The 26,185-nt window shown below is 40.3% G+C and carries 26 protein-coding genes; 17 read left to right on the top strand and 9 right to left on the bottom strand.

Annotated features, from left to right (window positions below):
- Nucleotides 1–2 precede the first annotated feature (2 nt).
- Nucleotides 3–317 carry a hypothetical protein gene (locus MN869_RS09880; protein ID WP_004805695.1) on the bottom strand — a complete coding sequence of 105 codons (315 nt, stop codon included), beginning with the start codon at nucleotides 315–317 and terminating at the stop codon, nucleotides 3–5.
- A 63-nt stretch (nucleotides 318–380) separates the two neighbouring features.
- Entirely contained in the window at nucleotides 381–512 is a 132-nt protein-coding gene (locus MN869_RS20410; RefSeq protein WP_264673604.1) for a KGW motif small protein, read from the bottom strand.
- A 162-nt stretch (nucleotides 513–674) separates the two neighbouring features.
- Between MN869_RS20410 and MN869_RS09875 the strand changes: the two genes are divergently transcribed.
- On the top strand, nucleotides 675–1,268 hold the full coding sequence (locus MN869_RS09875; protein WP_241345135.1) for a hypothetical protein: 594 nt from the start codon (nucleotides 675–677) through the stop codon (nucleotides 1,266–1,268).
- On the opposite strand, the gene MN869_RS09870 is transcribed toward MN869_RS09875, so the two are convergent.
- Together MN869_RS09870 and MN869_RS09865 are read right to left on the bottom strand one after the other, a co-directional pair.
- Nucleotides 1,263–1,673 carry an NUDIX domain-containing protein gene (locus MN869_RS09870; protein WP_033134583.1) on the bottom strand — a complete coding sequence of 137 codons (411 nt, stop codon included), beginning with the start codon at nucleotides 1,671–1,673 and terminating at the stop codon, nucleotides 1,263–1,265. The two genes, MN869_RS09875 and MN869_RS09870, sit on opposite strands and share 6 nt — an antisense overlap.
- Nucleotides 1,674–1,735: 62 nt before the next feature.
- Nucleotides 1,736–2,296 (bottom strand): SMI1/KNR4 family protein, encoded by a 561-nt coding sequence (locus tag MN869_RS09865; protein WP_033134582.1) that lies wholly within the window; start codon nucleotides 2,294–2,296, stop codon nucleotides 1,736–1,738.
- Between the two features lie 387 nt (nucleotides 2,297–2,683).
- On the opposite strand from MN869_RS09865, the gene MN869_RS09860 reads away from it, so the two are divergent.
- Complete coding sequence (locus MN869_RS09860; protein WP_033134581.1) at nucleotides 2,684–3,232, top strand: hypothetical protein; 549 nt, start codon at nucleotides 2,684–2,686, stop codon at nucleotides 3,230–3,232.
- A gap of 65 nt (nucleotides 3,233–3,297) precedes the next feature.
- On the opposite strand, the gene MN869_RS09855 is transcribed toward MN869_RS09860, so the two are convergent.
- Together MN869_RS09855 and purL are read right to left on the bottom strand one after the other, a co-directional pair.
- On the bottom strand, nucleotides 3,298–4,503 hold the full coding sequence (locus MN869_RS09855) for a multidrug effflux MFS transporter (RefSeq protein WP_033134580.1): 1,206 nt from the start codon (nucleotides 4,501–4,503) through the stop codon (nucleotides 3,298–3,300).
- A 75-nt stretch (nucleotides 4,504–4,578) separates the two neighbouring features.
- The gene (purL, locus tag MN869_RS09850) at nucleotides 4,579–8,409 is read right to left on the bottom strand and encodes a phosphoribosylformylglycinamidine synthase (RefSeq protein ID WP_033134579.1); all 3,831 of its coding nucleotides are present in this window, start codon (nucleotides 8,407–8,409) and stop codon (nucleotides 4,579–4,581) included.
- A gap of 464 nt (nucleotides 8,410–8,873) precedes the next feature.
- Between purL and MN869_RS09845 the strand changes: the two genes are divergently transcribed.
- The 10 genes from MN869_RS09845 to pal all read left to right on the top strand — a co-directional run bounded on the left by MN869_RS09845 (nucleotide 8,874) and on the right by pal (nucleotide 17,980).
- Entirely contained in the window at nucleotides 8,874–10,214 is a 1,341-nt protein-coding gene (locus MN869_RS09845; RefSeq protein WP_004805678.1) for a deoxyguanosinetriphosphate triphosphohydrolase, read from the top strand.
- A gap of 74 nt (nucleotides 10,215–10,288) precedes the next feature.
- Entirely contained in the window at nucleotides 10,289–10,891 is a 603-nt protein-coding gene (gene ruvA, locus MN869_RS09840) for a Holliday junction branch migration protein RuvA (RefSeq protein ID WP_033134578.1), read from the top strand.
- A 7-nt stretch (nucleotides 10,892–10,898) separates the two neighbouring features.
- Nucleotides 10,899–11,897, top strand: a complete 999-nt coding sequence (gene ruvB / locus MN869_RS09835; RefSeq protein ID WP_033134577.1) for a Holliday junction branch migration DNA helicase RuvB — start codon at nucleotides 10,899–10,901, stop codon at nucleotides 11,895–11,897.
- An 88-nt stretch (nucleotides 11,898–11,985) separates the two neighbouring features.
- Entirely contained in the window at nucleotides 11,986–12,894 is a 909-nt protein-coding gene (locus MN869_RS09830; RefSeq protein ID WP_033134576.1) for a hypothetical protein, read from the top strand.
- A gap of 130 nt (nucleotides 12,895–13,024) precedes the next feature.
- Entirely contained in the window at nucleotides 13,025–13,432 is a 408-nt protein-coding gene (gene ybgC / locus MN869_RS09825) for a tol-pal system-associated acyl-CoA thioesterase (protein ID WP_004805671.1), read from the top strand.
- 24 nt (nucleotides 13,433–13,456) lie between these two features.
- Nucleotides 13,457–14,155, top strand: coding sequence for a protein TolQ (gene tolQ, locus MN869_RS09820; protein ID WP_004805668.1), 699 nt, complete (start codon nucleotides 13,457–13,459; stop codon nucleotides 14,153–14,155).
- Nucleotides 14,155–14,607: a protein TolR gene (gene tolR, locus MN869_RS09815; RefSeq protein WP_004805667.1), complete on the top strand. Its 453-nt coding sequence runs from the start codon at nucleotides 14,155–14,157 to the stop codon at nucleotides 14,605–14,607. Before tolQ ends, tolR begins: the two co-directional genes overlap by 1 nt.
- A gap of 3 nt (nucleotides 14,608–14,610) precedes the next feature.
- Entirely contained in the window at nucleotides 14,611–16,008 is a 1,398-nt protein-coding gene (gene tolA, locus MN869_RS09810; RefSeq protein ID WP_033134575.1) for a cell envelope integrity protein TolA, read from the top strand.
- 99 nt (nucleotides 16,009–16,107) lie between these two features.
- Nucleotides 16,108–17,391 (top strand): Tol-Pal system beta propeller repeat protein TolB, encoded by a 1,284-nt coding sequence (gene tolB / locus MN869_RS09805; RefSeq protein ID WP_005322019.1) that lies wholly within the window; start codon nucleotides 16,108–16,110, stop codon nucleotides 17,389–17,391.
- Between the two features lie 22 nt (nucleotides 17,392–17,413).
- Nucleotides 17,414–17,980 (top strand): peptidoglycan-associated lipoprotein Pal, encoded by a 567-nt coding sequence (gene pal / locus MN869_RS09800; RefSeq protein ID WP_004805662.1) that lies wholly within the window; start codon nucleotides 17,414–17,416, stop codon nucleotides 17,978–17,980.
- 58 nt (nucleotides 17,981–18,038) lie between these two features.
- Here the strand turns inward: pal and MN869_RS09795 are convergent, their stop codons facing one another.
- Complete coding sequence (locus tag MN869_RS09795; protein WP_004805661.1) at nucleotides 18,039–18,224, bottom strand: NF038105 family protein; 186 nt, start codon at nucleotides 18,222–18,224, stop codon at nucleotides 18,039–18,041.
- A 178-nt stretch (nucleotides 18,225–18,402) separates the two neighbouring features.
- On the opposite strand from MN869_RS09795, the gene MN869_RS09790 reads away from it, so the two are divergent.
- From MN869_RS09790 to MN869_RS09770, 5 genes are all read left to right on the top strand, one after another.
- Nucleotides 18,403–19,374, top strand: a complete 972-nt coding sequence (locus MN869_RS09790; RefSeq protein WP_004805658.1) for a class 1 fructose-bisphosphatase — start codon at nucleotides 18,403–18,405, stop codon at nucleotides 19,372–19,374.
- A gap of 56 nt (nucleotides 19,375–19,430) precedes the next feature.
- Nucleotides 19,431–20,207 (top strand): RNA methyltransferase, encoded by a 777-nt coding sequence (locus MN869_RS09785; protein ID WP_004805656.1) that lies wholly within the window; start codon nucleotides 19,431–19,433, stop codon nucleotides 20,205–20,207.
- Nucleotides 20,208–20,366: 159 nt separating this feature from the next.
- Entirely contained in the window at nucleotides 20,367–20,984 is a 618-nt protein-coding gene (locus MN869_RS09780; RefSeq protein ID WP_033134574.1) for an RNA polymerase sigma factor, read from the top strand.
- On the top strand, nucleotides 20,971–21,294 hold the full coding sequence (locus MN869_RS09775; protein ID WP_004654617.1) for a hypothetical protein: 324 nt from the start codon (nucleotides 20,971–20,973) through the stop codon (nucleotides 21,292–21,294). Before MN869_RS09780 ends, MN869_RS09775 begins: the two co-directional genes overlap by 14 nt.
- Nucleotides 21,284–21,673, top strand: coding sequence for a DUF3106 domain-containing protein (locus MN869_RS09770; protein WP_033134573.1), 390 nt, complete (start codon nucleotides 21,284–21,286; stop codon nucleotides 21,671–21,673). The genes MN869_RS09775 and MN869_RS09770 overlap by 11 nt, the downstream gene beginning before the upstream one ends.
- A gap of 64 nt (nucleotides 21,674–21,737) precedes the next feature.
- Here the strand turns inward: MN869_RS09770 and MN869_RS09765 are convergent, their stop codons facing one another.
- Together MN869_RS09765 and rbtA are read right to left on the bottom strand one after the other, a co-directional pair.
- Nucleotides 21,738–24,248, bottom strand: coding sequence for a CSLREA domain-containing protein (locus MN869_RS09765; protein ID WP_033134572.1), 2,511 nt, complete (start codon nucleotides 24,246–24,248; stop codon nucleotides 21,738–21,740).
- A 16-nt stretch (nucleotides 24,249–24,264) separates the two neighbouring features.
- Nucleotides 24,265–26,151 carry a rhombotarget A gene (rbtA, locus tag MN869_RS09760; protein WP_033134571.1) on the bottom strand — a complete coding sequence of 629 codons (1,887 nt, stop codon included), beginning with the start codon at nucleotides 26,149–26,151 and terminating at the stop codon, nucleotides 24,265–24,267.
- Between the last annotated feature and the right edge of the window lie 34 nt (nucleotides 26,152–26,185).

The following is a 26,185-nucleotide window of genomic DNA, read 5'->3' as shown; positions in this document are numbered from 1 at the left end:
GCTTATTGAATCTCTAAAATCTGGATAAACTCAAAAGCAGGTTCTTCATAGGGATGACTTGCTTTTAGAGCTTTTGCCACAGCACTGGCCTTTTCTTTTGTGACAATAGTTTCAACTCGCCATTCTTCGAGCTGCTCTAATTCATCCAACTGCCCTAAAAAAGGATTTGCACCTTTTACAGGCTTAAATTGTCCAATGCCTTTGACTTGCCAAGCACAATGCTCGTAATTGCCAATACCACCTGCCCCTGCTTCGAAAATGGCAGATTTTGTAGATTCAAGGTGAGACTCTGGCACGTAATAAATCAATTTTAGCATCGTTTAAATAGCTCAAATAAGCGTAGATCAGACTTCAATCATAACGCGATAAAAGCTTAACAATCAAAGTGAAATATTCATCATCAAATAGCTCACGCTTATCAGTACGATTTGAATAACGACAGTCAAGCCAAACCAAAACCAACCTCGATCTTTTGTATGCAATGTTCTTAAATAATTTTCATGTTTTATCATGTTGTTCTCCAATTCTTATGATCATTATTGAGAATGCAAAAATTGAACCATTTTTTCAAAGTGAAAATTAATATGAACCTATTCTCCTAATTTTTTTACTTCTTAAATTAATTATTCCAAATTATATTAATAATATATTACTAAATTCTTCTATGTCAAAATATGAGCAACTCATTTCAATCCCTATGGGATCAGTTCTATGCCGACAAACTTCCAATTTCTCATCTACTTAAGCACTACTTTCCACAATTTTGGTTCAGAATTCATAGCCTTCCCAAGTCAAAAAGATATGCGGATACGACTGCCGAATATGAATTGTTATTAAATCGACATAATAAAATTATTACAGACTGCTTTGGGGATGATGCTTCTATATTCATTGTCTCAGGTCACTATTTTAGCCATTCCCGTAACAATAAAGCCTATGATCCAGCCTTTATACTCCCCTACAAATTTCATTTAGAGCAAGAAATAAACTTAAAGCAACTCAATCCTGAAGATTATGATGATGACGAAGAAGATTCTTTTTTTAGACCATATTCTCTAGAAACAACTTGGCAACCGAACACTCACAATGAATTATTAAAAAAAATTGCTGATGATGAGTTGAGGGCTTTTATGATTTCTTTCGAGAAAAATATAATTGTTGCACCTTATGATGGCGGCATTGATTTTATTATCTTTGATGAAGCGAAAAGAAATGATTTAAGAAACAAATATCAAGACTGGCTTTCACCAAGAGCAGATGGATTATAACGACGTTAAGCTATTCCTTAAAAAGCTTAACGCTTCTCTAAAGGTTTCATGCCAATGATCATCTGGTTGTTGATCTAAACAATACCAAAAGAACCTAAATTCTAAACCACCGCCATCCTGACAATGATGTTGCCACGTTTCAGCCAGCTCACCCTTCACCTCGCATACATAGAAATACCAGTTTTGCTGATTAAATTTAAGTATGAGCTTACCCAAAAACTTGGGATTAGGCTGAGCACTCAATCCCGACTCTTCAAACAACTCACGAATTGCAGCCTGTTCATATTGCTCACCCTGTTCAATTGTGCCCTTAACCAATTGAGTCCCAGCAAGTGGATGATGAAAAGCCAATATATCTATACCTGGGTTTTTATGTCTTAAAACTACAGGGACAACTTTTCTCATAGCACTGCACTTTTAGTCGCTCGAAGTTATATAAATAAAACTTTTATTTCTAAACCAATAATTTAGTCTAATAATTTCCCCGTAATATATTGTTTATCCTGTTCAAAGTTGGCCGATTTGTCTCCAAACCGTGCTTGTTTAGTCTCATATTCTACTAACCATTTTAAATATTCTAAAAGTGTAGATCCAGTACGACTAAATTCAGATTCTGGTTGTCCATCATCCCATAACCAAACATAATCATTTTTTAAAGCAGTCGCCAGATATGCAAACTGATTGCCTTCATTTTCATTTGTTAATGGGAAGAGTTTATTTTCAACGGCACTAATCCACCCATTAGGTTTATTTATTTCATCTTCATCATCTAAAACTTTTTGATAGCCTGTATATGCCTCTTTATTCCATGAATATCTGAACATAGATACAGTACCCCACAACAAACCGCCTGAGCATCTTCCCATTTGCGATAAAAACTCTCGGAACTGCCCATGAATCTCTAGATTATAAATTTCAGCAATTTGATCAATTTCTTGCTCTGTATAGCCTTGAATATGTTCTGGATAAAAAGGCAAATGCGTATCTTCATGTCGACAGCTTATCAACTCAGAAACAAAATCAACCATATATAAAAATCTCTAATTCTTTAATTTTACAATCTCTACCTTTTTTATTTTACACCCATCAAGTGCATTGTTCTCAACCATTCACTTACTACTCTTATTCGAAATTATACCAAACATACCTTTGCCATCATCAGCCACAACACCCCATCGATCTGCCTAAAAAAATGAGTGCTCATATTATCCAACATCTTATCCTTTAATTATAAACATCCTAGGACAATTTTAGCTATTGCTCATCTTATGATCTTTTAACCGATGTTAAAAAAATATATAAAAGATCAATCAGGATATATAACGCTCAGTCAAATATCCCTTGATTCGCTCAATTAGATTTTAAAGCGAATCAATAGAATTTTAAAACTAGAATCCAAAGCAAAGAGTATTTATATGCCCCATAAACCTCTAATGACCTTAATTTTCGCTTTTAGTGCTTTAACAAAATCAACATTTCTCTATGCAAATGAGCTTATTCAAGCTGACTCAAATTCACACTATCCATTAACAAGCTCTAAAAACATGAAACAAATTTATCAAGGTGAACATGGAATATGGTTTCTTTCTAAACATCGTGGCAGAAAAGGAGGATGTGCCGTCTCTTATAATTCTGGTTTGAATCAACTTACTCTGTTCGGTCCTTCAGAAAGAAGTACTGGAGCATTGGTATTTACAGGTCCTCATATACCAACAACGGCCAGTAATCAACAACTCGACATTGTGATACGGACTGATCATTCAGTCATGCCAACGGAGGCTACCCTACTTCCTAGCCCAAAGAAAGGTATGCTGCTCGTTCCTGTAAGTATGGTACAGACAGCCCCCAAACTGGATGATGTCGGTGCAATGGAAATTTTACTGCAAGGAAAAACAATCTACGCATCATCCATTAGTGGTGGATTTAGAGCTCGCGATGCATTAATGAGTTGCATCAAAAGCTAAATATAAAAAAGCCATCATCAGATGGCTTTTAAATGTATTTCAGTCCAAAAATCAAACTATAAGATTTAACTTGCTAATTTAGTTAATTGTCGTTTTTCATATAAGGTCAGCACAAAAGCCAAACCACATAAAATCACAAAACCACAGGTCATTGGAATTAAAGTTCCGTTATATAACTGACCAATAATAGAGGCGAGAATAAGCGATAATACCGAAGACGATGCACCAATAATCGCAGAAGCCATACCGGCCACATGCCCCATCGGTTCCATTGCAATCGCATTTAGATTGCCAAATAGTGTTCCAAACAATAAAAATAGAATGCAGGCATACAGCATAAACATCCAGAATGAGATGGATACGCCAGAAAGCTGAATGATGAGGAACAGCAACGAAATTAGACTTAAACCAAGAAAGCCATAAATACAGATGGGACGCATGCCAAACTTCATGACAATTCTAGAATTGGTAAAAGATGCAATCCCCATCACACCTGCCAATAAAGCAAAGTAAGCACTAAACTCCTGCCCTGTTTTGCCAAATTGTTGCATAAAAATTTGTTGTGACGTTCCAAGATAGCCAATAAACCCACCAAAGCAAAAGCCTGCACACAACAAATAGCTCATGGTAGTTTTATTACTCACCACTTCCTTAAAACCATCCTTAAATGCTTGTACCCGCATTGGCAGACGATTTTCAGGCACTAAGGTCTCTTCCAAGCGCAAAGCAACCCATGCTCCAACAGCGATAGCATAGACCATATACAACACAAAAATATCGCGCCAGCCAAAGAAATGGATGATCAACTGTCCCAAGCTCGGTGCAACTGCAGGCGCGACCATAAATACCATCATGATCAGAGACATGATGCGGGCCATTTGGGCACCGCTATATTTATCACGCACAATCGAAATCGAAGCGACATAAGGTCCAGAAACACCTACACCCTGAATAAAACGTCCGACCAAGAACCATTCAAAGCTTTGAGTGGAATAGCACAATAAGCTTCCTAAAAAGTAGATGACAATACCTGTAAATAAAATCCGTTTCCGTCCAATTGCATCGGACAATGGTCCTGCAATCAGTTGCCCGATGGTCATGCCTGAAAAAATACTGATAATGACCCATTGCGCCTGATTACTATTTTGCAAAGTAAAAACACGACCAATTTCACCGAGTGCGGGTAAAACAGCATCAATTGAGAATGAGACGATGGACATCAGTAATGCCATCAGCAGTGCAAATTCGCGGAAATGGATTTTTGATTTCATTTTTCTTGTCCATTGATGATTATTTTATACGGAATGAAATAAGCCACCTGACGGTGGCTTATTTCATGACTTTAATTAACCAATAAATTTACGTGCGTTACGGAACATACGTAACCAAGCACCATCTTCTGCCCAATCTTCAGGCTTCCAAGAATGCTGTAAAGCACGGAAGTTACGTTCTGGATGCGGCATCATCACGGTTGCACGACCATCTTTAGAGGTTAAACCTGTAATCGCCTCAGGTGAACCATTCGGGTTCAATGGATAGTGTTGAGTTGGATTACCCAAACTATCCACATAGCGTAAGATCACTTGGTTCTCAGCATTTAAAGCAGCAATTTGCTGTTCAGTTGCAACCAGACGACCTTCACCATGCGCAACAGCGATTGGTAAAATCGAACCTTGCATATCTTCAAGTAATACAGAAACTGATTTTTCTACACGAACGTTCACGGCACGCGCTTCAAATACTTCTGAAGTGTTACGGTGGAAACGGCCCCAATGCTCTGCACCTGGAATCAGTGGTGCAAGTTGCGACATCATTTGACAACCATTACATACGCCTAAGCTGAATGTATTTTGACGATGGAAGAACTGCTCAAACTGGTCACGTAATTTCGCATTGAACAAGACTGATTTCGCCCAGCCACCACCAGCACCCATCACGTCACCGTATGAGAAACCACCACACGCCACTAAACCTTCGAAGTCGCTCAAGCTGACACGACCTGCTAGTAAGTCACTCATGTGTACGTCAATGGTATTGAAGCCAACTTTGTCAAAAGCAGCGGCCATTTCAACATGACCGTTAACACCCTGCTCACGCAAGATGGCCATATTAGGACGACGTGTATTGATAAACGGCGCTTCAACAGGTTCATTCAAGTCATAAGTTGCTTGTGCAATCAAACCTTTGTGGTTTTTGTCTGCGATTAATGCAAACTCTTGATCAGCAGTCTCAACGTTATCACGTAAGCGTTGGATCTGATGCGATACTTCTGCCCATGCTTGTTGCAATTCAGCACGCTCTAAAGTTAAACCATTCACAGCCAATTGATCGGTTGTATTGACACGGCCCACAACTGCAATGGCATCTTTCAGGCTAGATGCTGCAACTTCAACTTCTAACTGAGCCCAATCCGCCGCTGTGATTTGAAGTACAGCACCAATTTCTTCAGCGAATAAACTTTCAGTTGATTGATTTTCTAAAGCAACACCTAAGCGCGAAGCAAACATCATTTCAGCAACAGTCGCCAATAAACCGCCATCACCGATATCATGGTAAGCCTTAATCACACCGCGATTGTTCCAGTCTTGAATCAAGGCAAAGAATGCTTTGAAGTCATCAAAACTATCCACATCAGGTGTCACTGAACCAATGGCTTTATACACCTGCGCAAGGATCGAACCACCTAGGCGGAACTGACCTTTAGATAGGTCAATACGTACCAGTACTGAGTCTGCTAAGTTTTTCAATTCAGGCGTTAATGTTTTACGAACATCTAACACTGGAGCAAATGCAGTGATCACACCGGTCATAGGCGAAGTCACTGCTTTGTCTTCACCATCATTCCAAGTGGTACGCATTGAAAGTGAATCTTTACCGACTGGAATTGCGATACCTAATGCAGGACACATTTCCATGCCAATCGCTTTCACACCTTCAAACAAGGCTTGGTCTTCACCTTTTTGACCTGCCGCTGCCATCCAGTTTGCAGAAAGCTTGATATCGCTGATTTGTTCGATGTTGGCACAAGCAATATTGGTGATTGCTTCTGCAACCGCTAGACGCGCAGATGCAGCTGGATTTAACAACGCTACTGGTGGACGTTCACCCATTGCCATTGCTTCACCTGTGAAGCCTTGCAAGCTAGTGGTGGTTACAGCAGCATCAGCTACAGGAACCTGCCAGCGACCCACCATCTGATCACGTGCAACCATACCCGTAATCGAACGGTCACCAATGGTGATCAAGAATGATTTAGACGCAACTGTTGGATTTTTCAATACACGGAAAATCGCATCTTTTAAATCAACTTTCGCAGCATCAAAGTCGTTACCCGTACGCTCAATCGTTTCATATGAACGTTGCATACGCGGTGTACCGCCTAAGATCACCTGCATTGGAATATCAACAGGCTTGTTCTCAAACAACGGATCTTCAACCGTTAAGTGACGCGCTTCAGTCGCCTCACCCAATACCGCAAACGGACAACGCTCACGTGCACAAATTTCTTCAAACTGTTCTAAAGACTCTGGGCGAATAGCAAGTACATAACGTTCTTGCGCTTCATTTGACCAGATCTCCATCGGGCTCATACCTGGCTCTAATGATGGAATTTTACGTAGGTTAAGCACTGCACCCAACTCATGATCATTCACAAGTTCTGGCATGGCATTAGATACACCACCTGCACCGACGTCATGTACAGACACAATTGGGTTAAAGTCTTCTAAACGCCAGCAGGTATCGATGACTTCTTGGCAACGGCGTTCCATTTCTGGGTTTTCACGTTGCACCGAAGCAAAGTCCAAGCTCTCGCCCATGGTACCGCTGTCTACAGAAGACGCTGCGCCACCGCCAAGACCGATCAACATTGCAGGGCCACCCAATACAATGAGCAAGTCACCCGGTTGAATCGCATCTTTTTCAACATGGTCAGGACGAATATTACCGTAACCACCAGCGATCATGATTGGCTTATGGAAGCCTTTCACTTCACCATTGACATTCTGTTCGAAAGTACGGAAATAACCATTTAATGCTGGGCGACCAAATTCGTTGTTAAACGCAGCACCACCCAATGGACCTTCGATCATGATTTGTAATGGCGATGCCATACGTGAAGGTTTACCGTAGTTATCTTCCCAAGGTTGTTCAAAACCAGGGATATTTAAGTTTGAAACCGTAAAGCCAGTTAAACCTGCTTTTGGTTTACCACCACGACCTGTTGCACCTTCATCACGGATTTCACCGCCCGAACCTGTTGCAGCACCTGCAAATGGAGCAATTGCAGTTGGATGGTTGTGTGTTTCAACCTTCATCAAGATATGAGCAGCTTGGCTCTTATATTTATAAACGAAGTGACCATTTTCATCCGCCTTCGGATAAAAACGCATCGTGTCATAACCCACAATGACAGAGGCGTTATCTTTATATGCTGATAACACATCGGTTGGAGATTCTTTATAAGTGTTTTTAATCATTTGGAACAATGATAATGGTTGTTTTTCACCATCAATTGTCCATTCAGAACCAAAGATTTTATGACGACAGTGTTCAGAGTTTGCCTGTGCAAACATCATCAACTCGATGTCGTTTGGATTACGACCAAGCTTGGTAAATGCTTCGGTTAAGTAATCAATTTCTTGCTCAGATAAAGCAAAGCCAAACTCATTGTTGGCTTTGACTAGTGCTTCTTTTCCTTGACCCAAGATATCAATTGAGTTCAATGGCTTCGGCGCTGTTTCTGAGAATAGAGCTTTTGCATCATCAATTTGAGCAAAAACACTCTCTGTCATCCGGTCATGTAAGGCCAATTTCACTTCGTTCGAAATCTCTTTCACACCTTTAAGTGTAAATAACAGACCACGCTCTAAACGGTGAATAGGTGTATTACAGTTTTGGAAAATATCGGTTGCTTTAGATGACCACGGCGAGATTGTCCCCACACGCGGTGTCACTAAAATCTGGATTTCATCACTTGCAGCTTGGCGAAGTTCGAAAGATTGACCATCGTTTAAAAGTTGTAATGCCGATTGATGTTGCTGCTCGTTGAGCGCTTGATCAAACAAATAAACCCACTGGCTGTCAAAAGATTGAACAGAACTCATTGACGTTAATCGGTTTAAGAGTTGAGCTTTCTTGAAAGAAGAATGTGCTGATGCACCGGCCACGATAAACATGTTGACTTTGGCTCCACGGGTGGGTCTAACGAACCTACCACAATGTGACTTATGAAAGAGCGCATATTCTACTGTGAAAGGCTCATTTCAGCTAGCTATATCCATCTTAAAAATCAGAGTTTTCTACTGCAAATGGCTTAATTTCTTGTAGCTTTATCTATTTTACTTTATTCGTAACAATTCATTTAGCCTGCTGTATAACTCATATTTCTTGTTTGCAAGTCTTCTTTTGTGGAAATACCAAACTAAATAAAGAATTGCTCATTGCTTGCAAGTGACTCTTTTACCCCACCATCAACACCTTTAAAAGCCATATATGTGAGCAAATAAATGCCTTAAATTATGATTGAATACAAAACTATAAACGACAACATACTGATCCAAGACAACTTATGTCGCCCTACTCTAGTGCTTTAATCTTTTTTTTGGCATGATGATCCTGAACTCGTAGTGAATAATGATGAATGGAACAAATGCGTTGGGTAGAATTGCTTTCTGCAATTCGTTTAGGTAGTAAAAAAAGTAGTACTGAATTGGCTCGAAGCCCATTCCACAAAGATTATGACAGAATTATATTTTCTCAAAGTTTCCGTCAATTAAATAGAAAAACACAGGTTCACCCACTGACTCAACATGATGGGATTCATACCCGTCTCACACACTCGCTAGAAGTGTCTTGTATTGGGCGTTCACTCGGCATGTTGGCCGCAGAAAAAATCAAAGATGAATTACCGATGTGGATTTCACCTGCTGATGTTGGTGCGATTATCCAAGCTGCCTGTCTAGCGCATGATATTGGTAATCCACCTTTTGGTCATGCAGGCGAATATGCGATTCGTGAGTGGTTTGATGATGCATCGCATCGTGATTTCTTGACAAAACTCACCCCAGAAGAAGCAGCCGATGTACGTCAATTTGAAGGCAATGCCCAAGGACTTCGACTACTCAGCCGTATTGACTATCACCCCGATGATGGTGGTATGCGCTTAACCTGTGCAACACTCGGTGCCTATTTAAAATATCCGTGGTTATCTAAAACCATCGAAGAACAAGGCGATATGCCGTCCCATCAACGGGCAAAGTTTGGTTGCTATCAATCTGAAAAAGAAATTTTAAAACAGTTAGCAGAGCAACTTGGTCTGATTCAGCTTGGTGACTATCACTATTGCCGCCATCCACTGACCTATTTATTAGAAGCAGCTGATGATATTTGTTATGCACTCATTGATTTAGAAGATGGCATTATTCTGAACATGTTGAACTATGCCGAAGTCGAGCCAATTTTTCTGAATCTGATTGCAGATTATGGTTATCCAGAAGAACTCCATTTACCACATACCACATGGCAGCAAAAAATTGCAGCTCTCCGTGGGCGTGTAATGAAGCGTTTAGTCGATGAGGTGACCACGGCATTTGCCAAACATCAGTATGAAATTTTAACCGGTCAGCTCAAAGGCAGCCTATTGCAATATTGCTCACCGGATATTGAAGCAGGTATCCAAACGGCGAAGAATCTTGCCCGAGACCGTATTTTTGAGCATCCTCAAAAATCTGGTTTAGAAATTATTGCACACCAAAGCCTACAAACGATTTTGGACGCCTTTATCCCATTGACCATGCCGCATAAGACATTAAGCTTTAAAGAACAGCGGTTGATGTCAATTTTGCAACATTCAGGGGTAAATCTGCAAAACAACCACTATAATAATATTATGCAAGTTCTCGATATTATTAGTAAGTTCTCGGATCATCAGGCTTATAGCTTGGCGCAAGAGCTGCAAGGCAATAAGATAGGGTTCTTTTAGCCACTAGATGAGTTGGCACCCTTTCCTTTTTATACCCAAACTAAATTGTTTTTAAAAATAGTGAAATTTAACTCATGATCGGATGTTTAATTGGCGAAGTGTTTGCCCTAGAAGCCCCAACCGTATTACTCAATGTAAATGGCGTTGGCTATGAAATTGACACACCACTTTCGACATTTTGCCAATTACAAAAGGGACAGAAAGTTACTTTATGGACCCACCTAGTCGTTCGTGAAGATGCGCAACAACTTTACGGCTTTAGAGATGCACAAGAAAAAACCATTTTCCGTACCCTACTCAAAGTGAATGGCGTTGGCCCCAAAATGGCTTTGGGCATTCTATCGACATTAAGTGTTGAACTGCTCATCCACACAATTGAACATGATGATATTAATACGCTGATTAAAGTTCCGGGTGTAGGCAAAAAAACTGCTGAACGATTAATGATTGAATTACGCGATCGTTTCAAAGCCTTAGCACATTCAACTGGCAGTACGACAAATGCTGCTGCTCAAATTCAATTTATGGCAAATTCACCAGTTGCCGAAGCTGAAGCTGCTTTGCAATCCTTAGGTTATAAACCAGCAGAAGCACAAAAAGCAGTGGCAGCAGTTAAAGCAGACTATACTGAATCTGCTGACATTATCCGTGCTGCGCTTAAATCCATGATGAAGTAATAGATATATGCAAGATCGTCTTATTAGCGGAACAGAAAAACCTGAAGATCATTTTGATCGTGCCATTCGTCCGACCTCATTGGCTGACTATATTGGTCAGCCTGTGGTTCGTGAGCAAATGGAAATCTTCATTGGTGCAGCGCGTGGTCGTGGTGAAGCCCTAGATCATACTTTGATCTTTGGCCCTCCAGGTTTAGGGAAAACCACGTTGGCGAATATTATCGCAAGAGAAATGGGCGGTAATTTAAAATCAACTTCTGGCCCTGTATTAGAACGTGCTGGTGATTTAGCTGCCATGCTGACCAATCTGGAAGAAGGTGATGTGCTATTTATTGACGAGATTCATCGTCTTTCACCCGTGATCGAAGAGATTCTCTATCCAGCCATGGAAGACTATCAACTCGATATTATGATTGGTGAAGGCCCTGCTGCTCGTTCAATCAAGCTCGATCTACCCGCCTTCACTTTAGTTGCTGCCACAACACGTGCAGGTCTACTCACCTCTCCGTTACGTGACCGTTTTGGGATTGTACAGCGTTTAGAGTTCTATTCAGTTGAAGACCTGACCCATATCGTGACGCGTTCAGCTAACTTGATGGATGTCCCGATTACCAAAGAAGGCTCAACAGAGATTGCCCGTCGTGCCCGCGGCACCCCACGTATTGCCAACCGTTTATTACGTCGTGTGCGTGATTATGCGCAAGTGAAAGGTACAGGCGAAGTGACTCAAGATATGGCACAACGTGCTTTAGACATGCTTAATGTCGATAAAGCTGGTTTAGATACACTCGATCGTCGTTATCTCAGTATGTTATTGGAACGTTTTGAAGGCAGACCAACAGGTGTGGAAGCTTTGGCCGCAGCCATGGCTGAAGATAGTGGAACGCTTGAAGATGTGATTGAACCCTATTTAATCCAGCAAGGTTATGTGATGCGTACTGCACGTGGCCGTATTGCAACCAATATGGCGTATTTACAATTTGGGATGACGCCACCTGAAACATAAAAATATTTTCAACTTAGTGCTTCTTATAATGGGATGATTAGAATAGGATATGCCTGATTTTAATCATCTCATTATTTTTAGGGTAACAATGAAAAATAAAACTTTAACTTCCGTATTTTTGAGTAGCTTATTTTTAACAGCCTGCGGGGGTGGAGGTGATAATGCAAATAATGGCAATTCATTTCAAGCTAAAGAAAAACTAGATTATAGCAAACCAGAAAATCTTGAATTGATTTATGCACCCATTATCAATTTATCAAGCATTAATGAAAATCAACTCATTGATACGATCACGCTTGCTGAATCCGTTTTTTATTTAATTCAAGGTGGAGAAAAAATGGGCTACAAAGCCTTCTGCCGAAATAAAGAAGGGAGCTTTAGCAGAAATAGCCAAACTGTTACGCTGAATAAATGTGATTTACAATATACAAAAGATGGCGTTATTCAACCTGTTTCTGAGGAACCAATGATTCTGTCTGGAAGTGTTAGCACACAAGGATACTGGTCACAGGATAACTTTAAAATCGATACGATACTGAACCAATTTAAAGTAGAAGTTGATAATGAAATAACAACCTTTAATGGAAGCAAAAGCAGTCTATCTTATTATGCTGATGCTCGCCCCTTCAAATATGACATTGCTCAAATGGAATTCACATGGGCTGATAAAAAATATACCGAAGTCTATAAACTTACAAACTATAGCTTTGAGCCTTGGTCAACTGGATCAATTACCAAAGGACGTCTAGTTGGGATATCCAATAATAAAGAATTCTCTGTAAATTTTGACAATCAAATCAAATTTGGAAGTGTCGGTGATGTATCAGTATTTTATCCAAGTTTTGCTGAAATTTTTATTGAAGATACTAACAACAATAAAAATGCAATCACCATTACTAAAACCGTTGACTATAAAGCATTAATGCGTGCATATGCCAATGGCGTTACCGTCACAGGCTTCCCTAAAGTCGTCGCTTGGGAAGAACTCAACTATTAAAAGAAAGAGCCCTATTCAAGGGCTTCTTTTTTACCTCATTCAACAATATGTTATTTATTACTATTTCCTTAACCTTATTGAGGCAATATCATTCCTGATTGCTGACAGTACGCAAAAATAGGTAATAGAAATGGCAAATCATTTTGAGTTCAACATTCGCGTTTATATCGAAGATACAGATGCAGGCGGTATCGTTTACCATGCCAATCATATCCGTTTTATGGAGCGTGCCCGTACCGAATGGCTACGTGCAGCTGGTGTTGATCACTACTGGCACCAAAAAGATTACAGCTTCGTTGTACATCAAATCGCTGTTAAATATGTACGCCCAATATTAATGGATGATTTAATTACCGTTACAGCACGTGTTATTTCGTGTAAAGCCGCATCTTTTGTGTTGCAACAAAATATTTATCGTGGTGAAATCTTGCTGGCTTCAGGTGAGGTTGTGTTGGCATGTTTAAACAAAGAGTTAATGCCACGTAGACTTCCTGATGAAATTCGTGATCTGATTCAAAAAGAATTAGCACAGGACTAAAATAAACTTTCGGCACAGCAACTTATGGCAACTAACTTAGAATCTTCCCTGCATATTTCTGACCTAATTTTACAAGCAAGTCCTGTTGTACAACTGGTCATGCTGATCCTGCTACTCTCTTCAATTTATAGCTGGTATCTGATTGCCAAATTATATATGGGCTTTAAAAAAGCAGGACAAGAGGATGAGCATTTTCAAAAAATGTTCTGGTCAGGTGCCGAATTAAACACGCTTTATAATAATGCACAATTGAACTCTAAACGTCGTGGTCTAGAAGATATTTTCTACCAAGGCCTAGGTGAGTTCTTTAAGTTGCAAAAACGTAAAGCAGACACCAATCAAACCATCGAAGGAACTGAACGTATCCTGCGTGTTGGTTTAAGCCGTGACCAAGGTGGTTTAGAAGTCGGCTTGGGTGCACTTGCTAGTATTGGTTCAGTTGCACCTTATATCGGCTTATTTGGTACGGTATGGGGGATTATGAATGCCTTTATCGGCCTTGCTGCCGTGGACCAAGTGACTTTGGCAACTGTTGCTCCTGGTATTGCCGAAGCCCTCATTGCAACTGCGATTGGTTTGTTTGCAGCAATTCCTGCTGTACTTGCGTTTAACCACTTTACCGCTAAAGGTGAATCAATCTATTCAGATCGTGCTTTATTTGCAGAAGAAATGGTTGCCCTATTACAGCGTCAAGCGATTGGAACGACACAGGAAGATGCATAATGGCGATTCAACGATCTGGACGCTTTGAGCGGATTAAAAAACCGCTCAAAAGTGATATGAATGTGGTTCCCTATATCGACGTCATGTTGGTGTTATTGGTCATTTTTATGGTGACCGCCCCCATGATTACCAGCGGTATTAAAGTAGATTTGCCACAAGCCAATAATCAACCTATCGAATCAAAAGATATGCCAGCAATGGTGACTTTAGGTAAAGATGGCAATATCTACCTTGAGTATAAAGAACATAAAAGTAGTGAACCACTTTCACTTGAACAGCTCGAAACTGTGTTAAGCGAAGCTCAAGTACAAGCTGAACAAGAAAATAAGAAGTTGATGGTATTAGTCAATGGAGAGGAATCTCGTCCATATGGTGAAGTTGTCGCTCTTATGTCTAGTTTACAAGAAGCTGGTCTTACTCAAGTCGGCTTACTCACGAAGTCTTTAAAATAAGCTATGAAAAAATTTCAAGAGCCACCTTTTAAGCAAAATGCGATTGCGCTGGGTTTTACCCTCGGTGTTCATGCAATCGCAATTGTTGGCTTGTTGTTTTTAGGCTTGAGTAAACCCCCTGAAGAACCTAAAAAACTGACCACTATTTTGGTGAAGCCAGAAGATTTACCACAGTCATTACAACAACCCGAACAACAAGTCTCTGCTGAACATCAGGCAGAAGAAGTGCAAAGCCCTATCGTGGATACAACACTTCCTGAAAATATTCCTGTAACACCTCCGCCGCCAACTGCACAACAACTTGCGGCTGAAAAGCAAAAAGCTGAACAGGCACAGCAAGCCAAACTTGCTGAGCAAAAACGCAAAGCAGATGAAGCTGCTCGTGCACAGCAAGTTGAAGAACAACGTAAACTTGCAGATGCTCAAGCACAGAAACAACGTGCGGACGCTGAAGCGAAACGCCAAGCAGAAGCAGATACGAAGCGTAGAGCTGAACAAAATGCCAAAGCCGAGGCTGAAGCCAAAGCACGCCAAAAAGCGGAACAAGATGCGAAATTAAGACAGCAAAAAGCTGCTGAAAATGCAAAACTTCAAGCGCAACAGGATGCCAAGCGCAAAGCTGAGGCAGATGCCAAGGCGCGTGCTGAAGCAGATGCAAAACGTAAAGCTGAGGCTGACGCGAGAGCAAAAGCCAACGCAGATACGAAGCGTAAAGCCGAAGCTGATGCCAAGGCACGTGCTGAAGCCGATGCAAAACGTAAAGCTGAGGCCGACGCGAGAGCAAAAGCCAACGCTGATGCGAAGCGTAAAGCCGAAGCTGATGCCAAGGCTAAAGCTGAGGCCGACGCGAAACGCAAAGCAAATGCTGATGCCAAAGCAAAAGCTGACGCAGATGCGAAACGTAAAGCCGAGGCCGATGCGAAGGCAAAAGCTGACGCAGATGCGAAACGTAAAGCAAATGCAGATGCCAAGGCAAAAGCTGATGCAGACGCGAAACGTAAAGCCGAGGCCGATGCGAAGGCAAAAGCTGACGCAGATGCGAAACGTAAAGCTGAGGCTGAAGCAGATGCCAAAGCTGCAGCCGCTAAAAAAGCTGAGCAGGAAGCTGCCCAGAAAAAAGCGGATGCAAAACGTGTTGCTTCAACTGCGAAACGTGATTTCGAACAAAAAATCTATCGTGCGTGGAATATGCCATCTGGCTCATCGGGTCAGCGTGCGAGCGCTCGTGTGACTTTAAGCGATAGCGGTGCCGTACTTTCTGTCGTTGTAACAGCGAGTGACCCAGACGTTAAGGCGAGTGTCGAAGCTGCGGTAAGAGCTGCTGCTCCTTACCCGATGCCAGATGATCCAACCGCCCGTCGTGAAGCAAGAAGCTTTACTTCAAGTTTTACTGCAAAATAGTAATGAATAGTTAACGTTACATGCTTTTAATAGCACAAAGCATGTAACTATGTTAAATAATCAACAGCCACAAAAATACGAACGCAAGTAATTGTAACTATGGACAAGACTCGTAAACACCTCCTCTCTTTAGCAGTATTTGCTGCGATTAGTACAGTTGTTCCAACAGCAACTTTCGCACAATTACACCTCGAAATTGCTAAAGCACCTGAACAAGCACCTAAAATCGCGATCATCCCATTTGCAAATGACAATGCGATCTATCCAATTGTGGAAAGCGACTTGAATCGTTCAGGTCGTTTTACCAGCGCATCTCAAAATTTGCCGGCTACTGCAAGCCTTAATCAGGTTCAAGCGGGTGATTGGCAGAATGCCGGTGTGCCGTATGTTGTCGTTGGACAACTTAAGGCGGTTGATGCCAATACTTTTGAGATTCATTACCAGTTATATGATGTACAGAAACAACAATACTTACTCAATGAAGTACTGACTGTACCAAGCTCACGTGTACGCCAAGCAGGCCACCTGATCAGTGATACCATCTATCAAGCTTTAACAGGTATTGCTGGTGACTTTAGTGGTCGTATTGCTTATGTATTGCGTAATCAAGCGACACCTGCCCAACGCTATACATTACAAATCGCCGACACAGATGGTGAGCAACCTAAAACAGTATTGTCATCACGTGATCCTATCTTATCTCCAGCTTGGACACCTGATGCTAAGAAAATTGCTTATGTATCATTTGAAACCAAACGCCCTGCAATTTACTTACAAGACTTAGCCACGGGCCAACGTGAAGTTTTAGCGAGCTTCCGCGGTCTAAATGGCGCTCCAAGCTTCTCTCCAGACGGAAAATCGATGTTATTCACTGCATCAATGCATGGTAACCCAGAAGTTTATCAAATGGATTTAAGCACACGTCAAGTACAGCGCATGACCAATGACTCTGCGATTGATACTGAAGCACGTTATTCTCCAGATGGTAAATCATTTATCTTTACTTCTGATCGTGGTGGTTCACCACAGATTTATCGCTATAGCTTTGATGATAGTTCTGTAAAACGCTTGACCTTCAAAGGTGCGTTTAATGCACGCGGTACTTTGAGTGCTGATGGTAAAAAGATTGCTTTAGTACATCGTCCAAGTGGCAGTAACTACAAAGTTGCAATCCAAGATATCAATACTGGTATCACCAATATTCTGACACCGACAAGTTTAGATGAATCACCGAGCTTCTCACCAAATGGACAGATGGTGGTTTATGCAACACGTGAAGGTAGTCGTGGTTTGTTATCCGTCATGTCGACTGATGGCCGTTTCCGCATGAATTTACCAAGCGAGCAAGGTGAAGTTCGTGAACCAGCTTGGGCACCAAAATAAGTTTAATCGATTGGAGAATCATATGAACATTAAATATCTAACGCTTCCACTGATTGCTGCAACACTTGTATTTACAGGCTGTGCAAGCCGTAAGCCTGCCGCTGAAATTACTACTGGCACAAATCCAAATGGCTCAACCACAGTCAGCACAGATGGTTTAAGTGAAGATGCAGCATTAAATGCGCAAAACTTGGCTGGTGCATCTTCTAAAGGTGTCACTGCTGCAAATAAAGCATTCTTGGCAAAACGCGTGGTGCACTTTAACTTTGATAGCAGTGATTTATCGAATGAAGATTATCAAACCCTACAAGCACATGCTCAATTCCTAGTTGCTAACGCTAACTCTCGTGTTGCTCTGACAGGCCATACGGATGAACGTGGTACGCGTGAATACAATATGGCACTTGGCGAACGCCGTGCAAAAGCAGTTGAAAGCTTTTTGATTACCAACGGTGTAAACCCACAGCAACTTGAAGCAGTTAGCTACGGTAAAGAATCACCGGTGAATGCAGGTCATGATGAAGCGGCGTGGAAAGAAAACCGCCGCGTAGAAATTAACTACGAAGCAGTTCCACCACTATTAAAATAATTGTGGTTTCGCTGTAAATAAAAATGCTCACTTCATGTGAGCATTTTTATTTCATTTATTAAGACGAAGATTGAGCATCAGGCTTGTTTTGCATTGATTCAATCAAATCGTGCTTATTAAACTCTTTATATTCTGGCTTAGCTTCATACTCTTTCCATGCATCCTTCACATTTTCTTTGGAAATCGTATCTAAGCTAATCGGCTCACTCGGCGTGGGCGTTGCCTCAAAATTCTTGGTTGACATCGGTAGCCTCCAAACATCCTGTTTAGTATCTATGCAACATAGCATGTAATGCTGCACTTGTAATCATAAAAGCAACATAAATAAAGTAAGATAATTTTTATTTTCGGACGATCTCATCTAGAATACCCACATTCTTTTTTTATCAATTTTTGACACGGCCAAATCGGAGCTATTCAATATGTCAAACCTTACTTTGACCCAATACCTAGAACAACAAAATGGGAATTTGACTCCAGAGTTGGCACAAGTCATCGAAACAATTGCGGCTACATGCCAAACCATTGATCAGGCACTTCAAAAAGGTGCTTTAGCTGGTATTTTGGGCAGTGCAGGCAACGAGAACGTTCAAGGCGAAACACAAAAGAAATTAGATGTTATTTCTAATGATTACCTGATTGATGCTTTAAAAGCACACCCACAAGTGGGTGGTTTGGCCTCAGAAGAGCTAGATGACTTCACCCCTGCCCAAGAAAATGGTAAATATCTAGTTTTGTTTGATCCACTCGATGGTTCAAGCAATATCGACATTAACATGTGTGTCGGTACAATTTTCTCTATTCTTCCTGCAAAGAATTCTGTCACTCAATCTGCAGACTTTATGCAAGCTGGTACAGCGCAAGTTGCCGCAGGTTATGTGCTTTATGGCCCGTCAACCATGTTAGCACTTACAGTGGGTGCAGGTGTTGCGTTCTTTACTTTTGACCCAACAACACAAAACTTCTTGCTAACGACAGAACAAGTGCAAGTCACAGCAGATACACAAGAGTTTGCAATTAACTCGTCGAATCAACGTCACTGGGAAAACCCTGTAAAACGTTATATTGACGAACTTTTAGCGGGTAAAACATCAGTCCGTGAAAAAGATTTTAATATGCGTTGGGTTGCATGTATGGTAGGTGATATTCACCGTATCTTATGTCGTGGCGGTATTTTCCTTTACCCTTACGATTTAAAAGACCCAAAAAAAGCAGGTCGCTTACGTTTGATGTATGAAGCAAATCCAATGAGTATGTTGATCGAACAAGCTGGTGGTGCGTCTACGACAGGTCGTGTTCGTATTATGGACATCCAACCAACAGAACTACACCAACGTGTCCCTGTGATTATTGGCTCTAAAAACGAAGTGGAACGCGTAACAAGCTACCACTAATTAATTTTATAATCAGGGCATTATAAAATTATGATGCCCTTTTGGATGTTTATCTTATGGCGGTTATTTTCCTAGAATCAAAAGACAATGCAAAAATTAAACATTTGCGTGGTCTGATCGAGCTTAACAGTGCTCGAAAAAAACATCAGCAAACCGTTCTAGAAGGTACACATCTGTGCTTGGCTTGGTTGCAACAGCAGAAAAAAATCTTTTCTTTATTTACCACCGAACAAGCCTTAGAACATCCAGATTTACAAGAAGTGATTGAACTCCATCAAGCTCACATCTTTGTTATTAGTGAAGTCCTGTATAAGGATTTAAGTACCTTAGGCACAACCCTGCCTTGTCTCGCGATTGTTGATTTACCCAAAACTGCCGCCACGATTGATTTTAAGGCGGATACTTTAATTCTAGAAAATGTTCAAGATCCTGGAAATGTAGGGACACTACTCCGCTCTGCTGCCGCTGCAAACATCAAACAGGTGATTTGTACACAAGGCTCAGCTGCACTTTGGTCTCCACGTGTGCTTCGAGCAGGTATGGGCGCTCATTTTAGTCTTCAATGTTTTGAAAACTTCCAGCTCACAGATATTCTTCCAAAATTTCAAATTCCAGTTTTTGTGACCAGTTCACATCGCTCAACCAGTTTATATAGCCAAGATTTAACTCAAGCCTGCGTCTGGATTTTAGGCAATGAAGGTCAAGGTGCAAGTGACTATGCACTTGAGCATGCTCAGGCAGTAGCGATCCCTCAACCTGGTGGACAAGAGTCTCTCAATGTCGCCATTGCAGGTTCAGTATGCTTCTTTGAAATGGTTCGCCAACGTCAGTAAAAACGTTAAATTATTTTAAATACGATTTTTTTACTGAGAAAATCAATTACACTACTAAAAATAATTGCTTAAGTTGTCAACGCGCCCACCATTTTCAACGTTATATGATTAATGAATTGGAATTAATGGTGGGTATCCATGACAGGATTTTCCATCTCTATGGATTTAGCACCGAAACAGGCTCGAACCGAAAACAGTACTGATCACAGTACTGTTGAACAACGTCTGCGTTTTTTTATGCAAGACGTTACAGGTCGTGCCTTGGTTATGATGGAAAGTGCAACGCAGGGACAACAAGGCATTGCAATGGATTTAGTGCAAGAAGCTTTCATTTCATTGCACAAATCATATGCAGATAAAAGTACTGAAGAATGGTATCCCCTGTTCTACACCATATTAAATAACAAACTCCAAGACTGGCGACGCAAAGAAGCTCGCCGTGCGAGTCCATTTTCATTATTTAAAAAAATTAGTTTAGATGATGACGAAGAAATCATTGATGTTGTGGATGAATCGACCCCTAATCCGTTTGAATTTCTTGATCAAGAAGTCACGATGGAGGAAATTCAAGCTGCAGTCAATCAACTACCCGTCCGTCAACAACAAGCATTTATGCTAAGAGCGTGGGAAGGTTTTGATACGATGACCACAGCACAAATTATGGATTGCAGTGAAGGCAGTGTGAAAACACATTACCACCGTGCAATTCAGGGACTCCGAATTGCTTTAGAGCATTTAAACCCGCATACGGGAGGATCATCAGATGAAAAAAGATGAGTTCACTAAACATGTGACTTCCAGACTTGACCAACTTGCGAAAGAACAGCACCACAATAAAATGATGGTGATGAATCATGTTCTCGATACTGTACAAAAGAAACCAACCTCTTATTACAGTGTTTGGAAAATGACTGGTTTTGCGTTTGCTGCTGCCCTCATGGGGATTGTGGTTCTACCTAGTTCGTTGCAATTGGCAGATCAACCACAAAACCAAGTTGTCGTGAATCCAAAACTTTCACCGCAAATGGTTGAAGATATGGAAATGTTATTGGTCTTAGGTGAGGATAAAGTTCCACATGGCAGCTAAAAAATTAGCACTTGTTGTGTGTACGCTCGGCTTATTACAAACCAGTTTTGCAGGTTCAGAACGTTTTTGGGTATTTTCCAAACCGAATAAACCAGCAACGGAAGAAGCATGGGATGACTTATCACCTGAGGAGCAACGCGTTTTAATCAAGCGCTATCAGACATTAAAGGAAGTACCAACCAATCAAAGCACACAGCTTCAACAACGAATGGAGTGGTTCACGCAATTACCTGAAGAAGAAAAACAGAAAATGCGTGATGTTTGGCAAAAAATGAGTATGCAAGAACGTAACATTCTTCGTAAACGCATGCTAAATGCCAGTAGCGAAGAGCGTGTAAATATCAGAGAAGAATATCTCAGTAAATACGCTGAGCACTGAGTTTTAAATTGATAACAATAAAAAATAGCGCCTAAAAGGCGCTATTTTTTTATCTTTGGTCTACTTACTTTTTAAAGCGACGATAAGCTAATAGTCCCAATAAACCAAATATCGAATAGAAACTCATACTACCCCCACCACTGCTCGCTGGACGAGTATCATCAGTCGTGGTTGCTGTACTAATGGTTCGCACAGTAGCTGAATTTGATGATATACCATCAGCATCATAAACTTGATAGTTAAATGAGAAGTTAAATGGGTTAAATGCATTTACTTCCTGAACGTAAATATTCCCACCGTAGCAAGTCTCTTTTTCATCTGGTGCAGGACAAGCACCTTTACGATCAGCTGTAATACTCAAATCATTGGTCGGCACATTGGTCAAGCGAATTGGTAACTCAATACCTTCTGCATTCTTCCAAAATTGAGATTTATTTGGATTTTTTTCTGGACCAGTCCCACCTTCTCCAGTGTCACCATTGTCATTGGCAAAGTTTAATAAATTCAGGCTAAGTTTTTGCTTTTCCTTATATTTAAACGTTAAAGATGTATCAGTTGCCACAGGTGCAATATTTACGAAAGCTGCACGAATTAAGCCAGACGAACTTATATTTGGATTAGACTTTGACGTGATCGTGTATTTACAGAAAATCTTGTCTCCTGCTTGGGTAATACTGTCATCCTTACGGTAAAAAATAATTTGCTGAAGGTCTTTATTCCAAGCACATACTAAATTTTCTTTGTCACTTGCATCAATATCAGTGACAGTATCATTAATTTGACCTTTACCAAGAGGTTCTGTCGTGACATTATATAAATCAGGATTAAAAAACTCTAATTTATAACTACCATCAGCTTGCTCAGTATCTTGAGGTAATGGTAATTGATAGTTACTTAAATCAATGTAAATTGCACGATATTTCAAATTAGCTTTTGTATATTGTAATAGCTTTTGATATTGATCCAAACGAGATTTATAGTAAGTTAAAAAATCAGGATTATTTGGATTTTTGACCAAATTATCAAAGAAGTTATATTGAGATTGATAAGTTGACATTGCACTACTAATAGAGGTATTAGTCAAATCTTGTAAATCACCCGCTGTAAATCGCATTAACTCAACTGAACCAATATCACAACGGTTGCTCGCATCAGGATTGTAATACAAAGTACCATCTACAATACGCGCCAAACCACGTTGGTCCGTTGCACTACAAGAAATTCCATCAACATCTAATAAACCAACTATTTTTGTAGTCGTCTTATCATCTACCTTAACTTCTATTTCTGTTACATTTTTCTTTGGGTAATAGATTGGTAGAAATGCAGTATAAGCAGAAGCTGCTTGTAATGGACTTAATAGTGTTCCAATACTAATATTACTGACATTTAAATTGGTTGTATTATTTTTAAGTGACTCTTTTGGAACATCACAGACATTATTGATTGGAGATGTAGAATCGCCCTCTTTTAATGAAAGCGCATTATAAGCTATACCAAAACTAACCTCTTCCTGATTGACGACATCACCAAATAGATATCGACATGCATAACTATTCACCCCACCATTATAAGCAAGAACGTTATAGGTTAATACTTTCCCACCAATTTTATCATAAAGCAGAGTTGTAAAAGCTTGATTTTCAACAATGGTATTACTGGTTAAAATTATATTACTTGCATTACTTAGAATACTGGAATTATTATTTTCTTCAGTTCCTGGTTTAGTATCACCTGTAAATTTGATTAAATTACCAGATGAGGAATTAACAATATTTTTTGCAATCGTATTCGTTATTAATGTTGCAGTTGACTCTCCACAAAACTCAATCATACTGCTTGAGTTTCCAGAACCATTTGTAACAAAGCTGTTTGATGTTAAATTAATCGTACGTTTTGCATACGTCACATCATTAAAACAACTCATAGACAAGACACTACCTTTATCAGCCTGATTTCCCTGAATCAAGCTTTTCGTCAAAGTTAGTGTTGTTGAGGGACCTGCTAAATAAACAGCCCCCCCCTCTTTTGCGTGGGAATCTAAAATTTGACTACTTTGTAAGACAACATCAGCACCTGCATAAATCGCTCCACCACGATCTGCCGTCCGACCACCAGTCAAAATTACATTACTGAGACTGAGAGCTTTCGTTCCTAATGTTGTATTAAAAATACGTGAATTCTCAGCTTTAATCGTAGTTTGCAAAGGAATTTGTGCTGGATATTGATTAACTACATCATTTAATAGAACATTTTTTTCCTGCCAATCAACTGGACTAGCACCCCAAATTGCGACATTCACATTTGGCGTTAATTCCTTCTTAAGGGTATAGACCCCTTTTTCAAGCTGAATAACTTTCTGCGTACTTGAAAGCGTATCTGTGACCACACACCCACCATAAGCAACGCGTGTTTCGGCTGTTTTTAACGCTTCGCGCAATGAACAAGCAGAAGGGTTTTCACCATCTTCATCCACAAAAGTAGTGACTTTAATAGGTGTGCTACTAGTTGCCGCTAACAGTGGCATTGTCGCCAGAACCATGGTTGCTAAAATTGTTTTTTTATAATGTCTCATCTCATCTCATCCCTGATTATGATTTAATGCGGCGCAATCCTACCAATCCAAGTAACATCAAGATCGCACCCATTCCAAAGCTACCCGTACTCACTGTTTTGCTTTTAAAGGTATTCGGTGGATCTTGTACAATTGTTGCTGGAATATCAATAAAATAGTTTGATACATCATTAAAACGAGTCGTAGTCGTCATTACTCGTAAATTAAATTTATCTGCACCATGCCAATCACTATCAGGCACATAAGTCACATTACCATCCTGATCAATGCTGGTCTTGCCTTTAGATGGCGTTTGTGTTTGCACGACTTCTAAACAACCGACTTTCCAAGGCTGACCATCTGAACGCTTACCAAGTTGTGCTTCACATGTTGCAGGATCTAGCAACTCACCGTCTAACAAACTCTCCGCTATACTAAACTTAGCCACTTGTCCGTATAAAATATCTTGACCAACAATTGGAATCTCACCACGATTGACAATTAACTCAACTGAGCCCAAATCACATAATTCATTAAAACCTGTACGGCTTTTCCCGCGTTGATCTGTAGGCTCACAATTTGCTGTACTGAAGGTTGTACCATCACTATAAATGCGCCCTTTATTAACAATGAGTGAATCTGACAACTGTTTATAAGAAGCCAATAAACGGGGTTTAAAGAAACCAAGCATTTGATCTTTCGGAATAGAATAAGGGCACAGTAACCCCTTCGCTGGTGGAGCTGCACAAATTCCTTCATCATTTGTACCCCCCGCAATTAAGGCTTGCTCAGGATCATTCTGATTCCACATAAAGTTTGGTAAACGTTTTTCTGCATTACGATCACAATCTGATGTGGTTAAATTACTTTGAACAATGGTCGTATCATCTGAAGTGTTCGTACAATTCGTATTTCCATTCGCAACTAAAATACTATTTGAAACATAAGAACTAGGGTATTCTTTAACTGTTTCTTTTTTCTCGCCATTTTCATCAGTTGTAGTGGTTATTTTGAAATTTAAAGACTGTAAATGTAACCCAGCAGCATTTTTAATAATTGTATTATTATTCAGGATCATCCCTTCACGAATATTCGCAACATAGCCCCCTTTATTATGAAAAATAGTGCTACTGCGAATACCTGAAATACCTGTTCCCAATGCCCCACCAATAGTATCGTTATTAAAACCAGTTTGGACATAGAGCAAAGCACCATTGGTACCTGCTACACCTTCATTATCCCGTATTACCGATTGTGCAATCAGATACATTGGCATTTCACTATAAATGACAGCGCCCTGATCCGCCTTATTATTTTGTAAAATACTATTATTAATATAGACATACCCTGCTGTGTTTTTCGCATCCGATAAGACACCAGCATTATAAATTGCACCGCCCCGATTTGCTGAACCACCCACTAACCTTGAGTATTGAATCGATAAACTTTCTCGATTGAGAATTAAACCGCCATCATTAACCTTACTGGAAGCTCCTTGTAAATTTAGCTCAATCAAACCGACTGCAAGTAGTGCACTTTCAACATTATTATCATCAATTACGAAAAGACGATCAGAACCCACCATTTTAATCGTCGCATTATTTAAGCCTTTTTTATTGTCATTAAAGCCATCACTAGCTGCCGTCCGAATTGTAGCTGCCGCTTTGATATTTAAAGCTGAATTGATTTGATAAGTCTGGTCTCGTTGCAAAATGATGTTACTGGTTGCATCTTTATTACCACATCCGTGATAACCATTTTCAAACTCTTTTTGACTTCTTTTATTTAAAAACTCAACAGCTTCTCGTAATGAACAAACGGCATCATCTTTGTCTTCATCAGCCAATGTTGTAACTTGAATATCCGCAGAATATGCATGTCCAGTAATCGCAAATAAAGCGCAGGCAAGCGTCCGTTTGAGCATACCGATCTCCTTCTATTTTTCATTTTTCTTTGTA

The organism is Acinetobacter sp. NIPH1876, assembly GCF_022808535.1.
GTDB classification, from domain to species: domain Bacteria; phylum Pseudomonadota; class Gammaproteobacteria; order Pseudomonadales; family Moraxellaceae; genus Acinetobacter; species Acinetobacter higginsii.
The sequence above is the reverse complement of the archived record's forward strand: the minus strand, read 5'-3'. Positions and strand labels throughout refer to the sequence as shown.